Source organism: Sphingobacterium bovistauri, assembly GCF_020295405.1.
GTDB lineage: Bacteria > Bacteroidota > Bacteroidia > Sphingobacteriales > Sphingobacteriaceae > Sphingobacterium > Sphingobacterium bovistauri.
In genome coordinates, this window is the sequence record NZ_JADEYP010000003.1 from 172,110 (window position 1) to 187,642 (window position 15,533).

General features: G+C 32.4%; 16 protein-coding genes. All 16 read left to right on the forward strand.

Features of this window, described 5'->3' with window-relative positions:
* The 16 genes from IPZ78_RS02925 (at position 1) to IPZ78_RS03000 (ending at position 15,506) form a co-directional block, all read left to right on the forward strand.
* Complete coding sequence (locus tag IPZ78_RS02925; RefSeq protein ID WP_225551436.1) at positions 1 to 2,388, forward strand: GumC family protein; 2,388 nt, start codon at positions 1 to 3, stop codon at positions 2,386 to 2,388.
* Positions 2,389 to 2,594: 206 nt separating this feature from the next.
* The gene (locus tag IPZ78_RS02930; RefSeq protein WP_225551437.1) at positions 2,595 to 3,710 is read left to right on the forward strand and encodes an MraY family glycosyltransferase; all 1,116 of its coding nucleotides are present in this window, start codon (positions 2,595 to 2,597) and stop codon (positions 3,708 to 3,710) included.
* Positions 3,711 to 3,727: 17 nt separating this feature from the next.
* On the forward strand, positions 3,728 to 4,690 hold the full coding sequence (locus IPZ78_RS02935) for an NAD-dependent epimerase/dehydratase family protein (RefSeq protein ID WP_262903825.1): 963 nt from the start codon (positions 3,728 to 3,730) through the stop codon (positions 4,688 to 4,690).
* 43 nt (positions 4,691 to 4,733) lie between these two features.
* Positions 4,734 to 5,600: an ABC transporter permease gene (locus IPZ78_RS02940; RefSeq protein WP_225551438.1), complete on the forward strand. Its 867-nt coding sequence runs from the start codon at positions 4,734 to 4,736 to the stop codon at positions 5,598 to 5,600.
* A gap of 20 nt (positions 5,601 to 5,620) precedes the next feature.
* On the forward strand, positions 5,621 to 6,877 hold the full coding sequence (locus IPZ78_RS02945) for an ABC transporter ATP-binding protein (protein WP_225551439.1): 1,257 nt from the start codon (positions 5,621 to 5,623) through the stop codon (positions 6,875 to 6,877).
* 2 nt (positions 6,878 to 6,879) lie between these two features.
* On the forward strand, positions 6,880 to 7,290 hold the full coding sequence (locus IPZ78_RS02950; RefSeq protein WP_225551440.1) for a sugar 3,4-ketoisomerase: 411 nt from the start codon (positions 6,880 to 6,882) through the stop codon (positions 7,288 to 7,290).
* Positions 7,290 to 7,820 (forward strand): acyltransferase, encoded by a 531-nt coding sequence (locus IPZ78_RS02955; protein WP_225551441.1) that lies wholly within the window; start codon positions 7,290 to 7,292, stop codon positions 7,818 to 7,820. The genes IPZ78_RS02950 and IPZ78_RS02955 overlap by 1 nt, the downstream gene beginning before the upstream one ends.
* On the forward strand, positions 7,813 to 8,913 hold the full coding sequence (locus IPZ78_RS02960) for a DegT/DnrJ/EryC1/StrS family aminotransferase (RefSeq protein WP_225551442.1): 1,101 nt from the start codon (positions 7,813 to 7,815) through the stop codon (positions 8,911 to 8,913). The genes IPZ78_RS02955 and IPZ78_RS02960 overlap by 8 nt, the downstream gene beginning before the upstream one ends.
* Positions 8,914 to 9,450 (forward strand): hypothetical protein, encoded by a 537-nt coding sequence (locus IPZ78_RS02965; RefSeq protein WP_225551443.1) that lies wholly within the window; start codon positions 8,914 to 8,916, stop codon positions 9,448 to 9,450. It begins immediately after the preceding gene.
* Complete coding sequence (locus IPZ78_RS02970) at positions 9,443 to 9,973, forward strand: hypothetical protein (protein WP_225551444.1); 531 nt, start codon at positions 9,443 to 9,445, stop codon at positions 9,971 to 9,973. Before IPZ78_RS02965 ends, IPZ78_RS02970 begins: the two co-directional genes overlap by 8 nt.
* Before the next feature lie 10 nt (positions 9,974 to 9,983).
* Complete coding sequence (locus tag IPZ78_RS02975) at positions 9,984 to 10,832, forward strand: glycosyltransferase family 2 protein (protein WP_225551445.1); 849 nt, start codon at positions 9,984 to 9,986, stop codon at positions 10,830 to 10,832.
* Between the two features lie 4 nt (positions 10,833 to 10,836).
* Positions 10,837 to 11,715, forward strand: coding sequence for a glycosyltransferase family 2 protein (locus tag IPZ78_RS02980; protein ID WP_225551446.1), 879 nt, complete (start codon positions 10,837 to 10,839; stop codon positions 11,713 to 11,715).
* 25 nt (positions 11,716 to 11,740) lie between these two features.
* The gene (locus IPZ78_RS02985) at positions 11,741 to 12,625 is read left to right on the forward strand and encodes a glycosyltransferase (RefSeq protein WP_225551447.1); all 885 of its coding nucleotides are present in this window, start codon (positions 11,741 to 11,743) and stop codon (positions 12,623 to 12,625) included.
* 72 nt (positions 12,626 to 12,697) lie between these two features.
* Positions 12,698 to 13,606, forward strand: coding sequence for a glycosyltransferase family 2 protein (locus tag IPZ78_RS02990; RefSeq protein WP_225551448.1), 909 nt, complete (start codon positions 12,698 to 12,700; stop codon positions 13,604 to 13,606).
* A gap of 16 nt (positions 13,607 to 13,622) precedes the next feature.
* A complete protein-coding gene (locus tag IPZ78_RS02995) occupies positions 13,623 to 14,543 on the forward strand; it encodes a glycosyltransferase family 2 protein (RefSeq protein ID WP_225551449.1) in 921 nt (306 codons plus the stop codon).
* A 27-nt stretch (positions 14,544 to 14,570) separates the two neighbouring features.
* Entirely contained in the window at positions 14,571 to 15,506 is a 936-nt protein-coding gene (locus tag IPZ78_RS03000; RefSeq protein ID WP_225551450.1) for a glycosyltransferase family 8 protein, read from the forward strand.
* The last annotated feature ends 27 nt before the right edge of the window (positions 15,507 to 15,533 follow it).

Sequence of the window (15,533 nt, forward strand, 5' to 3'; positions counted from 1 at the left end):
ATGAATAACTCATCTGATTCAAAACATAACATTAATTCTGAAGAAGTTCAAGAACTAGATTTAAAGCAGCTATTAGAACAATATTTCTTTTATTGGAAGTGGTTTGTTCTTTCAGTTGTTATCCTAGTATTATCGGCTATTGTCTTTTTGAGATATTCAACATCACAATACAAAGTTGATGCAAAAATACTTTTGGAGAGAGAAGATAAAGCTTCAGGTGAACTGTCTGGATTAGCTGAGTTAAGTTCACTTACTGGAGGATCAGGACAATCTGCTTTTGTATTAGATCAAATAGATGTATTAAAATCAAGACGGTTATTGCGTAAGGTAATCGAGGGAAATAATTTTCAAAACACTTATTTTGTAAAAGGGAAAATCAAGGAATCTGAACTTCTAGAAAGTGAAAGCCCAATAAAAATCATAACAAAAAAAATAAATGTAAAAAAACCTACTGGTAGTTTAAAGTTTGAAATTTTAGATAATAATACGCTTTCTATTGAAGAATTAAATGGAAAAAAAATTGATAAGTATTCCTTGGGTAATGTTTTAACAACTTCATTTGGTGAATTTGTTATTTTACCTAATAAGGAATTTGTGAATAGCATTGGTAGTACTGTTAAAGTTAATGTTATTTCGGTGGATCAAGCTATTGATAATTTACAAAAAGTAATTTCAATTTCTCCCAATGCTGAGAAGCAATCTTATATTGTTAACTTTTCTTTAACAGGTCCAGTTATTGAAAAGTCAAAATTGATTGTTAATGAATTAATTAAGCAGTACAATCAAGATGTATCTGATGACAAGAATAAAGTTACACTTGCCACGTCACGATTTATTAGTTCTCGTTTACAATTGATTGGTCAAGATTTAGATAATGCAGATAAAAAAGTTCAGGATTTCAAGTCTTCAAATAATGTGACAGATTTGATAGCTGAAGCTGAACTGAGTTTGAAGACACTTACAGATGCAGATAAGGAAGTTCTTGAGAAACGCACGCAGTTACAGTTGGTTGATTATATGCGTGAGTCTATTCAAAGTAATTCAGATTTAGAATTACTGCCTACAAATATAGGGCTACAGGATCAGTCTATTGAGCAAACATTAGTTGAATATAATAAACTTGTTTTGGAAAGGGATGATTTACTAAGAAGTTCAACAGAGGAGAATCCCGTAGTAAAGAATTTGACAGATAATATTAAATCTGTCAATAAGAACTTGATTACATCTCTAGATAATTATAGATCTGTATTAGGATTGTCTCTTAATAATTCTGAGAGTAAACGTAATCAGTTGCAGGGTAAAGTCTCTGCAGTTCCTCGACAAGAATTGGGTTTTAAGGACATTTCAAGACAACAGAAAATTGTTGAGTCTATATACTTATTCTTATTAGAGAAGAGAGAAGAGAACGAAATTAAAGCTTCTGCGCAGCCAGATGTTTTGAAAATTATTGATTCTGCGTATGGATCATCAGTTCCTGTATCACCAAAAAAATCTGTTATTGTTTTAGGTGCATTAATCGCAGGGTTACTTATTCCTTTTGTAATATTATATATTAAATTCTTATTGGATAATAAAGTTCAATCACGACGTGACGTAGAATCTGTATTTCCAGCACCTATTTTAGGTGAAATACCTGCTTCTGAATACCCAATTATAAAAGATAATGATAGGTCGTCATTGGCGGAAGCAATCCGTATTTTGCGAACAAATATTTCTTTTATGCTATCTGCTAATAAAGGTAAGAGTTCTGTGATTTATGTGACATCAACGACTTCTGGAGAGGGAAAATCATTTATTGCAACTAACTTAGCTAAGATTCTAGCGATGTCAGGAAAGAAGGTTCTGTTACTTGGTGCTGATATTCGTTCACCTAAAGTGTTAGATTATTTAGGTTTATCGCATTTGCAACATACAAATGTTGGAATTACTCAATATTTGATTAATCCTGAAATGCCAATTGCTGAAATTATAATTCGCAAACCTGCACCTTATGATTTTGATATAATTTATTCAGGATATATTGCGCCAAATCCCGCGGAGTTATTAATGAATGGTCATTTTGAAGAAATAATAAAATACGGCAGAGACAACTATGATTATGTAATTGTGGATACGGCTCCTGTAAGTTTAGTAACGGATACCATTTTGATCTCAGAATTTGCTGATTTAACCATTTACGTGTGTAGGGCAAACTATTTGGATAAACGCCTTCTAAATGTTCCGAAAGAATTGTATAATCAGAATAAGCTGAAAAATTTAGCTGTCGTTATTAACGATGTTGACTTTAAACGTGGTTATGGTTATGGCTATGGTTATGGTTATGGCTACGGTGATGCTCAGGAAAAGAAAAGTACGTGGGAAAAAATTAGATCAGTATTTAAAATTTAATTTTTAACAATTCCAATATAAAAAGGTGAGTTTGAATAATAAACTCACCTTTTTTTTGTAAATTAACGACTACGATAGTATAGTTTTTCAAGTAAGGATATTTATATACTTTCTGAATTGAGAATATATATACTTATTTTTGTGCCAAATTGACCGCAGTAATTAAGTTCTATTGTTAACAGTCGCTATGAAATAACTTCTAATAAATGGATTATATCTTACTAATTATTCCTTTTTGCTTAGCTATTATTTTGGGAAGGGCAATCATTCCATATATCCTGCTTATTACGTATAAAAAGCGTTTGTTCGACCCAATAGATGCGAGAAAATTGCACCAGACATCGATTCCTAGGTTGGGTGGACTAGCTTTCATGCCAACGCAATTATGTATAATGGCTTTATCCTTAGTTATCATATATAATTTTGGTTTAAACACCTATTTTGTGAAAGAGATAACTACTTGGAAAATACTACCAATGTTTGTTGTATGGGGTGTGGGGATGGTTATGCTATTCATCATGGGGGTTGCGGATGATTTAGTACACGTGCATTATAAATGGAAATTTCTAGTGCAAATTGTTGCCGCATTGTTATTCCCTATTTCTGGATTATGGATTAATGACTTGTATGGATTCTTTTTTATAGTTGGATTGCCCTATTGGTTCGGGGCTATTTTAACTGTTTTTGCAACAGTCTTGATAATTAATTCGATTAATCTCATAGATGGTTTGGATGGTCTTTGCTCAGGATTAGTATGCGTTAGTTGTTTGGTGATGGGTGGTTTGTTTTTTTATAATGGAGCTTGGGTTCACACTTTATTGGCATGGATAACTGCAGGTGTATTAATTCCATTCTTTTATTATAATGTATTTGGAGTATCTAAGAGAAGGAGGAGGATCTTCATGGGGGATACGGGAAGTATGACATTAGGCTATACAGTAGCTTTTTTAGCGATTAGTTATTCTATGAATTTGAAAGAGATAAAACCTTTTGCTGAAGGAGCAATAGTGGTTGCTTTTTCAACACTTTTAGTTCCTGTATTCGATGTCTTACGCGTAATTGTTGTTCGTTTTCTTGCTAAAAAACCATTATTTAAGGCAGATAGAAGTCATTTACATCATAAATTATTAAGGTCAGGAATGTCTCAGCACGGCGCAATGATGTCAATTATAGGGCTTTCTTTGTTTTTTTCCATTTTCAATCTTATAGCTGTTCAATATATAAGTAATAATGTAGTGATACTGATGGATCTAGTGCTGTGGGGCGTGATGACTTTGTCTTTTAATTACATTGTTAATAAGAAAAAGACTGTAAATATTTAATAATTATAATTATCTGTATGAATGTCGCTATTATAGGAGGCTCTGGTTTTGTCGGTAGCAAGTTAATAGATAAACTATTAGAAGGTAAGGATATTGCATCAATAGTTAATATTGATAAAAATAAAAGTGTAAAACATGTTTCTTTGTGGAGAGAAGGTAATGTGCTGGATATTGAGACATTGACAAAATTGCTATCTGGGGTAGATATCGTTATACTTTTGGCGGCAGAGCATAGGGATGATGTTTCACCAACATCGCTGTATTATGACGTGAATGTACAAGGTATGCACCATACACTTGCTGCGATGGAGGCTAATAGCATCAAGAGGTTGATCTTTACAAGTTCGGTAGCGGTGTATGGGCTAGACAAAGATAATCCTGGTGAAACATTTCCTGTAGATCCATTCAATCATTATGGTATTAGTAAATGGCAAGCAGAACAAGTGTTGCAAGAATGGTATGTTAATCACGGAGACTGGAATATTAATATTGTTCGTCCTACAGTAATATTTGGAGAAGGAAATCGAGGAAATGTATTTAATCTTTTAAAACAGATTGCCTCGGGTAAATTTATGATGATTGGTGCGGGTAATAACCAAAAATCCATGTCTTATGTAGGTAATGTGGTTGCATTTATACAGTTTATGATGGAAGAAGTCAAATCTGGATATAATGTATATAATTATGTCGACAAACCTGATTTTACGACTAACGATTTGGTATATCATACCGGAAAAATATTGGGAAAGAATATTCCTTCTGTTAAGATACCATATGCTATAGGCATGTTTGGGGGATATTGCTTCGATTTGTTGGCATTTGTGACTAGAAGAAAACTTTCAATTAGCTCGGTAAGAGTGAAGAAATTTTGTGCGGTAACAAAATACGATTCCACAAAGGCAATGTCATCAGGTTTTTTGCCGCCTTTTAGCATGGAAGAAGGTTTGCGTAGAATGTTAAATGAGGAATTTAATACTTAATTGGATTTTGTCATAAAAAATTGAAGTATTTTGAAATAAATAAATGATAGAGTTGGATAAAAAATATACTGAGGAGAATGAATGGACAGAGGTTATTGAGCCGCAGTCTAGTTTATTGAGTTTAAATCTTAAAGAAGTATGGCGGTATCGTGATTTACTTTTACTGTTAGTTAAGCGGGATTTTGTAACGTATTTCAAACAAACAGTATTAGGTCCGATATGGTTTTTTGTAAATCCAATATTTACGACCGTCATGTATACGTTTGTATTCGGGAATTTGGCTGGACTATCGACGGATGGAGCGCCTCAAGTAGCGTTTTATCTTTCGGGAATCGTGCTTTGGAATTATTTTTCCAATAGTCTGAATCAAACGGCAGGAGTTTTCACAACTAATGCAAATATATTTGGAAAGGTTTATTTTCCGCGTCTTATTATGCCTTTGGCAGTGGTGACGTCTAATCTTATGCAGTTCGGAGTTCAATTTCTGCTTTTCATAGGCGTTGTAATTTTCTATACCCTATCGGGCGACTTAATGCCTAATGCATGGGTGTTGATGACCCCTTTTCTGATAATATTGATGGCAGGATTTGCATTAGGTTTGGGAATGATCTTCAGTAGTATGACGACAAAGTACAAGGACATGACTATGTTGTTGAGTTTTGGTATACAGTTGTTTATGTATGCAACGCCGATCATTTATCCTGTTTCGGCTATGAATGAGCGACTTCGTGATATAATATTGTTGAATCCATTGACAGCTATAGTAGAATGCTTTCGATATGGTTATTTAGGAGTTGGGAATTTTAATGGAGACATGTTGATCTACTCTACTATAGTTATTGCTATATTACTTATCATAGGAACTTTAGTGTTTAATAAAGTTCAAAAAGGCTTCATGGATACTATCTAAACCTTAATTGACAGAAATTGATGAAAAATATAGCATTAGAAGTAGAAAGTTTATCAAAGCAATACCGCTTAGGTCAAGTAGGAACAGGGACATTATCCCATGATTTGAATCGATGGTGGCATAAGATACGAGGGAAGGAAGATCCGTATTTGAAAATAGGCGAGTCTAATGATCGTACAAAAAAGGGTGATTCTGACTACGTATGGGCGTTGAAAGATGTCAATTTTAAAATAGAACAGGGTGATGCGGTTGGAATAATTGGACGTAATGGTGCGGGTAAATCTACATTGCTCAAACTGTTGTCTAAAGTAACTAAACCAACTACAGGGAATATTAAGGTAAAGGGGCGTATTGCTTCGTTGCTGGAGGTAGGTACAGGCTTCCATCCCGAGATGACAGGAAGGGAAAATATCTTTTTGAATGGCGCTATTTTAGGAATGACACGTAGAGAAATCAAGCGTAAATTTGATGAGATAGTGGACTTTGCTGGTGTAGAGCGTTATATTGATACTCCTGTTAAGCGTTACTCTTCAGGTATGTATGTTCGACTGGCTTTTGCTGTGGCTGCACATCTAGAGTCTGAGATTCTTATCGTGGACGAGGTATTGGCGGTAGGAGATGCAGAGTTTCAGAAAAAATGCCTTGGTAAGATGGGAGATGTTTCCAAGGGAGAGGGACGTACAGTATTGTTTGTGTCGCATAATATGGCTTCTGTCAAAGAGCTTTGTAATAGTGGTATTTTACTTCAAAATGGACAATTAGCTTTTCAAGGTACAGCGTTGGAAGCTGTTTCTCTTTACCAAAAGGGAGCTAATACAAATAATCATTACGAGGTTTCTTCTATCGAGGAAGCGGTTGGTAATGATAATATTAAAATTCTTCATTTTTCAGCAGAGCCGTTGAATGGTGATTTCTTAACGATATCTTCAGGCATAAAGGTTACGTTGAAATTTTATAACAATAAACCAAATATCAATTTGGATGCAACATTTGAGTTGCGTACAACAGAAGAAGTACCCGTATTTCATACTGGTGCGTTAATAAGTACAAATAAGGATTCTCGTCAAGGGATGTATGATGTGAGCTTTGAAATTCCTCCAAATTTATTAAATGCTGGTAGTTATTATTTTAAGTTGATTTTTGGTGAAGATCAACGATATGCATTATATCATAAAGATGGGCTTATAGGATTTGAAATTGAAAATGAGATTCTTGGTTCTAATTCTAATGTTTTGCCAGGAGTTATAAGGCCCGACTTAAAATTTAATATTATATAAATATGAATTTTGATAAACCAAGTATAATTAATTTTGATAAAATAGGCTCTATGCAATTAGGGTATATCACTGTTGCTGAAGAGACTAAGAATATCCCTTTCGATATAAAAAGAGTGTATTGGACTTATTATACGCCACAAGATGTAACTCGAGGAGGTCATGCGCATAAGAATTTACAACAAGTGATATTTGCAGTCTCTGGTAGTATAACTTTTAATGTGGAAGATAGGGAAGGTAATAAGGAAACATTTGTTTTGGATTCCCCAGAAAAGGGTTTGTATTTGTCAAATTTAATTTGGAGAGATATTCAATTTTCACATTCAGCGGTATTACTTTGTCTTGCATCTGAATTATATACTGAATCTGATTATATTAGAGATTATCAAGAATTTTTAAACTATAGATCTAAATAATGTTTATTCATAATTTGGCTGATGTGCAATCAAAGAATATAGGCGAAGGCACGAAGGTGTGGCAATTCTGTGTAGTATTGGGTAATGCTGTAATAGGTAAGGATTGTAATATCTGTAATAATGTCTTTATTGAGAATGATGTATTGATAGGTGACAATGTAACAGTAAAGTCTGGTGTACAACTGTGGGATGGTGTAACAGTAGAAGACAATGTCTTTATAGGTCCAAATGTTACCTTTACTAATGATTTAGTTCCACGATCAAAACAATATCCCGAACAATTCGAACGTACAATTGTAAAACGAGGTGCTTCAATCGGTGCCAATGCTACTATAATAGCAGGTGTCACAGTAGGTGATTATGCTCTAGTGGGAGCAGGATCTGTATTGACCAAATCAATATTACCGAACACAGTCTATTATGGAAATCCTGCAAGACATATGGGGTATATTACGGATGATGGTGTATTATTAGATCTTGATTTTCGAGATAAGCATGGAAACCAGCATAAATTAGATAAGCATGATTAAGTTTTTAGATTTATTACAAGTAAACTTTTTACATAAAGAAGAAATAGAGCAACGATTATTAGACGTATTTCGTTCGGGATGGTATTTGTTAGGTGAAGAGGTAAAGCGCTTTGAGGTTAATTTGGCTGCATATATTGGCACGAAGCACGCTATAGGTGTTGCTAATGGTTTAGACGCACTGCGTCTGATATTGCGTGCGTATAAAGAGCTTGGGCTGATAAAAGCAGGTGATGAGGTAATAGTACCTTCGAATACCTATATCGCTTCCATATTGGCAATATCTGATAATAATCTTGTACCTGTATTAGTTGAGCCTGATCCGCAAACGTTCAACATTGATATTGGTCGTATCGAAGAAAAGATTACTGCACGTACTAAGGCTATCATGCTAGTGCATTTGCAAGGTCGAGTAGTATATAGTGAGCAGTTGAGAGCTGTTGCTACAAAGCACAACCTTAAGATCGTCGAAGACAATGCACAGGCTATTGGCGCATCATGGCAAGGTATCAAAACCGGTAAGTTGGGGGATGCTGCAGGATTTAGTTTTTATCCAGGTAAAAATCTTGGTGCATTAGGTGATGCAGGTGCTGTGACTACAGAAGATGATGCTTTGGCGGCTACCATACGCGCATTAGCGAACTATGGTTCTAACCAAAAATATGTGAATATATATCAAGGTTTGAATTCACGCTTGGACGAGATACAGGCTGCGGTATTGGATGTCAAACTCAAGTATATAGACGAAGAGAATGCAGTAAGACGAATGATTGCTAAGCGTTATAATAAGGAGATTGTAAATCCTAAACTTCAGTTGCCTGAGATTCCTAATGATGAACAAGAGCATGTATGGCACGTTTATGTAGTGCGTAGTGTTGATCGTGATGAGTTACAGCAATATCTGACTGATAATGGGGTACAAACGGTTATTCATTACCCAATTCCTCCACATAAACAAAAGGCTTATGCTGAATGGAATAATAAAAGTTATCCGATATCCGAGCAGATGCACGACGAAGTGTTAAGTTTACCAATCAGTCCTGTAATGTCTGATTCTGAGGTGACGACTATTGTTGATCTTTTGAATAAGTACTAGATGTTTAAAAAAAAAATTTTAATAGTTAATTATTTTCTTGGTATTGGGGGGGCTGAAAAATATGTATTTGAGCTTACAAAATTTTTAGTTAGTCATAATATAAGACCTATTATTGTAATACCAAATAGAAAAGATCAAGAGTTTTATGATCGGTTATTTGAAGAACAAAAGGTTAAGGTCTTAAGGGTTGATGTTTGTAGTTTTAAGATTCTTTTAAAGAACTTTGATTTCAGATCTATTTATTGGAACATATTGTTTCGTTTCCTAGGGAATGTTTTCTTTACTAAGGTTCATTTTATGAATTTAGTAATAGCAGATCGATATATGCCATTTTTTAATATTTCACGGAAAGTATTATGGCATATTACCAATAAAATTCAATATGAAGGACGAAGATATACATTTAGGCCGGAAATCTTTGAGGATAATTCAAATTTGTTAGTCTACATCAACAAGTATCAAGAAAACGAAATTCACGAAAGTTATAATGTTAAATGTAGGGAGGTTCATTTTAAATTGATATTGAACGATGATTAAGTTAAATGTAGTTTCAAGAATTGCCGATGACAAGGATTTTTTCAATTTTTATTTAGAAGCACTTTCTTTAGTAAAGAAAAAGTTTGGACATTGTATTGGAATATATTTTATTGGGGAGATTTATTGTACAGAGGTTTTTAATAAAATAGTCACTAGGGCTAATGAGTTATCAATCCGTGATTTGGTAAGTTTTAGTAATAAATCAATACCAATTAATGAGTTACCTAGTTCGTATAATGATGTTTATTTAAATATTTCAATAGGCGATTTTATTGGATATTCTTCTATTGAATGTTTATACTATGGATTAAAAACTATTTTTTATAATGGGGACTCATTAGTCTCTAGTAATTCAAAATATAGATGTTTCTGTAATACAATTGAAGAGTTAGCTTTTTTATTAAATGATATTCAATCATCAAGTATGGTTATGCAAAATCTTATTGAAGAAAATAGACAATTGTTACAATATTATTTTATATCAGATACAGATAAGAAAGAGCTCTTAAAATTATTAATTTAGCATTAGATCTATGATAGATAGACCTTTATTTTCAGTATTAATAGCACACTTTAATAATGCACGATATTTCAAAGAGGCATATGATAGTGTTTTAGCTCAGAGCTATTCGAATTTTGAAATTATTGTGGTTGATGATTATTCAGATGAATCAGAATTTGATATTGTGAAGCAATTGGTTGCAAATGACCATCGAGTTCGATTATACAGGAATGCAGTAAATAAGGGGGTAGGCTTTACAAAAAGGTATTTAGCAAATTTAGTAAAGGGGGAAATTTTTGGTTTTCTAGATCCAGACGACACATTAACTGCAGATGCAATTGAGTCAGTTGTGTCTATTCATTTAAAATATTTGGATGTTGGTCTAGTATATTCAAATTTTTACTTCTGTGATTCTTACTTAGCAATTATTTGTGAACACAAGGCTATGCAAGTAGTATCCTTGAAAGAAATGTCATATTTTAATTTTAAGGGTGAGATTTCACACTTTGCTACTTTTAAAAAATTAATTTATGATAAAACTTCTGGAATTGACATAAAATTAAGGATAGCTGAGGATAAGGACATCTATATGAAAATGTGTGAAGTAGCTCCTGTGAAGCATTTAGATATTCCTTTGTATTTCTATAGGGTTCATAGTGGTGGTATTTCAACAAATGATAATTCACGAAAAGCAGTATTTTGGCATTGGGTTGCGATTATAAAATCTGCAGAGCGTAATAACATCAATATAGAAGATATGTTTTGTGAATACTTTATTTCGAGAGAGGAGCATATATCTAAACTAGATATGGTGAGGGGATCAAGACTTTTAAAGTTGATAAGTAAGATCGGGTTCATTAAATGGTTCAAAAATCTTTAACAAAATGAATAATAGCAACCCTTTAATTTCAGTAATAGTACCGTGCTACAATCAAGGGCAGTATCTAGACGACTGCTTGCAGTCTGTAATGGATCAAACTTATACAAATTGGGAATGCATTATTGTGAATGATGGTTCCCCTGATGATACGGAATCGGTAGCGAAGAAGTGGGTGTCTAGGGATTCGAGGTTCAAGTATTTGTATAAAGAAAATGGAGGATTGTCTTCAGCTAGGAATGCAGGATTAAGTTTAGTTAAAGGAGAATGGATCCAATTTCTTGATTGTGATGATGTAATTAAAGAAAAAAAAATTGAAATATCTTCATCCTACTTTGTAGATTATGAATGTGTCGTAACTGATTTTGCAATGTTTGATGCTAAAGGGTTGAGAGGTAAGTTTTGCAATTATTTGAATTTAACGATAGATTATTCAGCATTGTTATATGGTTGGGATTGGCAATTTAACATTCCTATTCATGCTGGACTATTTAAATCTAAGCATATACATAAGTTTAAGGAAGATTTAAAATCAAAGGAAGATTGGATCTTTTGGTTGGATTTTTTTAAAGACCCTAAAGTTTCCTGTAAAATTATTCCAGAACAATTGGCTTTGTATCGTGATAATCCTAAAAGTATGTCTAAGGATATAGATCAGATGAATGATGCTGAGAATGTTGTGTTTAAGTTGATTTGTGATAATTATTGTAGAAGCGACTCTGAAGTTTATAATTTTTTGCTAACAAGAATTAATGATAAAAATAAAATTATAAAAGTCTATTTAAATAAATATAACAGCTTGTTATATGAGTTTAATAATTATGGCTTTCGGAATGTGAGTCGACTAATAAATTTTATTAAGAGAAAAATAAAAATGTCACTTTAAGCATTTAAATTATTAGTTTCCATACATGATATCAATAATATTATCATCTTATAATCAGCTTTACTTTGAACAGTTTGTCAAAAATGTAGAGGTAACTATTGGTGTTGAATTTGAAATAATTCAGATTGAAAATCACGCAAAATATAGTATTTGTGAGGCTTATAATATTGGTGCTATTAAGGCAAAAAATGAAATATTGATTTTTTGCCATGAAGATATGATTTTTAAAACTCAACAATGGGGCGTAAAAATTATAGAATATTTTAAAGAAGATAAATTATTAGGGGCAATCGGTTTCGCTGGTAGTAGCTATTTGCCTTATATTTTTACCGGATGGGGAGGATATTTGCAGGAGCATGAAGCGTTTCATTTGGTACAACATCATAAGTTTATTGATAAGGAGTCTGTATATCTAAATATTGGTTCAAAGAATATTAATTATAAAGCTGTAGTAGCTTTAGATGGCTTTTTCATTGCAACGACGAGGGCCATATGGGAGAAATATCGATTTGATGATAAAAATTTCACTAAATTTCATTTTTATGATGTTGATTTTACTCTCAGAGTATCAAAGAACTACAATGTTAAAGTTATATATGATGTTATAACAGAACATTTTTCTGATGGGAATTATAATAGGGAATGGTTGGAGGAGCTAAATAATTTCAACAAAAAATGGTCTCATAAGTTACCTATTTCTTTAAATAATAAAATCGAAGGATCAATAGATGCGAATGGTGAATACAGATATTTACGGCTAGTAGTTCAAAATAATTACACGCTACTATCGTATTTCAATAGAATATTGTCAAAAAGGTATCTAAGAATTGTTGGTTGGAAAAATTTGTTAACGATACTTCTTAAATTCCCTATAAGATTTCTAAGACTGAAGAATTTTCATAATAATTAATTTAGTAACACTTTGATTTTTTAACTATTTAGATGTTTTAAAATCCAGAAAAATAAATTCATAAACAATAATATGAAACTGAGTATTGTAACTATAAACTATAACAACTGTAAGGGGTTGCAAGATACTTTCGAAAGTGTTAAGAATCAGTTTTTTCATGATTTCGAATATATCGTTATTGATGGGGGATCATCTGATGGTAGTAAAGAAATCATTGAATCTAATTCTCAAATAATCAATTATTGGGTAAGTGAGAAAGATAGAGGAATCTATCATGCAATGAATAAAGGTATTTTGGCGTCTAATGGAGAATATTTGTTGTTTTTAAATAGTGGAGATACTTTATATAATAACAAAGTTTTAGAGGAGGTAAATAGTTTATTGGCTGAAGATGACATAATATCAGGAAATATGGTGTCATTAAAGTCAAATGGGATAATCGAAAACATATCTTCTCCTAAAGAAATGACATTTGAGGTGATGTATTTCAGCTCGCTAAGCCATCCATCGACATTCATTAAGAAAGAATTGTTCTTTTCTATTGGGATGTATGACGAAGAACTAAAAATAGTATCAGACTGGAAATGGTTTCTTTATGCGAAATTTTTACATAACGTAAGTTATAGGATGATTGATAATGTAATTTCTAAATTTCGGGAAGATGGAATAAGTTCTGATTTTAATAATCAATCTAGAGCGAATTTAGAGAGACAAAAGACACTTCAAGAATTTTTTAAAAATTATTGTAATGAAGGAGACTTTTTAATTAATTCTCTTGTCAATAATGAGGATACTAATCTTTTGATACCAATGTTGAAATCGCGAAATGAAGAGTTCAAAAAATATTTTAGTATTATTTTGTCTAACTATTCGAAAAGTACTACAACAATCTATAAGTATGATGATTTGGAAAGAAGTCGATTATTCAAAATTTTCATGAGGTTAAACATTTTCTTAAAGTCATTAAAATCAACTCGATAATTGGCATTCATGAATTATGAAAGTAACATTTGTACTTCCGGCCTATAAGGCGAAATTTTTGTACCAAGCTGTTGAAAGCATCGTAAATCAAACCTACAATGATTGGGAACTTATAGTTGTTGATGATTGTTCTCCGGAAGATTTAAAACCAATTATTGATCGTTTTAGAGATTCTCGTATTCAATATTTCAGAAATGAAACAAATATAGGTGGTCAAAATTTAGTCTATCAATGGAATCATTCAATAAAATATTCAACAGGGGAGTATACCATATTAGCTGCTGATGATGATCAATACGAACCGACATTTTTAGAAGAAATGTTAAAATTGGCTTTAAAATACCCAGAGTCTAATGTTATAAGAGCGCGAGTGAGGGTAATAGATGAGAATGGTGATATTATTGGTCTAGACGAAACAATTTCAGAGTACTGTAGTATTATTGAATATATATATCATTGGTTGAGGGCTACAATAATAGTTTGTATTGGTAATTATATGTTTAAGACCGATATATTACAAGATAAAAAATTCATTGATTTTCCTAGTGCATTTTGTTCTGATATAGCGTCGATTATAAATTTTGCCGATAATGGAGTAGTTAATTCGCCTAGTCTTCTATTTAGTTTTAGGGTGTCAACAATTCACTTATCGAGTAATATGGGTAAGCTAGCGGACAAATTAGATGCGAATAATCAATTCTATAAATGGTTATTAGATTTAAAGATGCCAGAAGTTACGAGCGTAGAAGAGGATTTTTTATTACAGCAAATTTCTAGGGAAAATTTACTTGACAAGTGCAAGTATGATTACTATAATCAGATTTTTAAACATTTAGCTATTAATGAGTTGGGGTTTTTAGCTGATTTTGAATTATTATCTAATAAGGATAAATTTAGAATGATAGTACGATATTTCTTTGATAAGGTTTTTAAATAAGGAATTAGGTCATTATATAAAGTAGAGATGAGTATATTAAACCAAAATATTCCTGTTGTAATTGCTTTCACGCCTAACTATTTTGTTCCAGCCTGTGTTACGCTAAAGTCTATATTGGATAATTCTAGTGACTTGGATAAATATAAGGTATATTGTTTATTGACCGAAGAACTGGCAAGTCAATACAAAGAATTATTGTGTGTACTCGGAGGGAGTAGGATGGAGTTTGCATATATTAATATGACAGGTAAATTAGAAGGAATTTATATCGATGAAAGATACACTATTGCAGCATCATTTCGATTAGTTTTGGCGGAATTATTACCTCATATTGATAGAGTAATTTATTTGGATTGTGATATTATAGTCAGGCAAAATCTAGCTGTTCTTTATAATTCAATTGAATTAGGAGATAATTATATGGCCGTGATATTTGAATCACCTCTAGCTCATCAATTTTCATATATTGAAAAATTAGGTTTAAAATGGAATGAATATTTTAATTCTGGCTTTTTAGTGATGAATCTAAAACAGTTGAGAGTTGATAATATGTCTGAGCAATTTATTGAGGCATCTAAAGAGGAAGGTTTGCAATTTCCAGATCAGGATGTACTCAACAAATTGTGTAAGGGAAAGACAGTTGGACTAAGCCCAAAATATAATGGTATTCGTACATTTTTATTACCACAATTTAAAGATGAATTCTTAAAATTATATTCATTGAAAGATTGGGTCGATGTACAGCGGTATTCAAATATTCATTATACAGGAGGAAAGCCATGGGATATCATGGCTGTTAAGTTTGAGTATTGGTGGAAATATTTCGATCGATTACCTCGAGAAATTAAGATGGGTTTTCCGATAAAGAAATCGTTATATTTTCTTTCCTGTATCAAAAGAAATGCACTCGGAAAATGGGTAATTAATGCGGGATCTAATCTTTTGAGATGGATTAAATATTAGGGCTCGATTAAGCCTTAATCAAGCTTA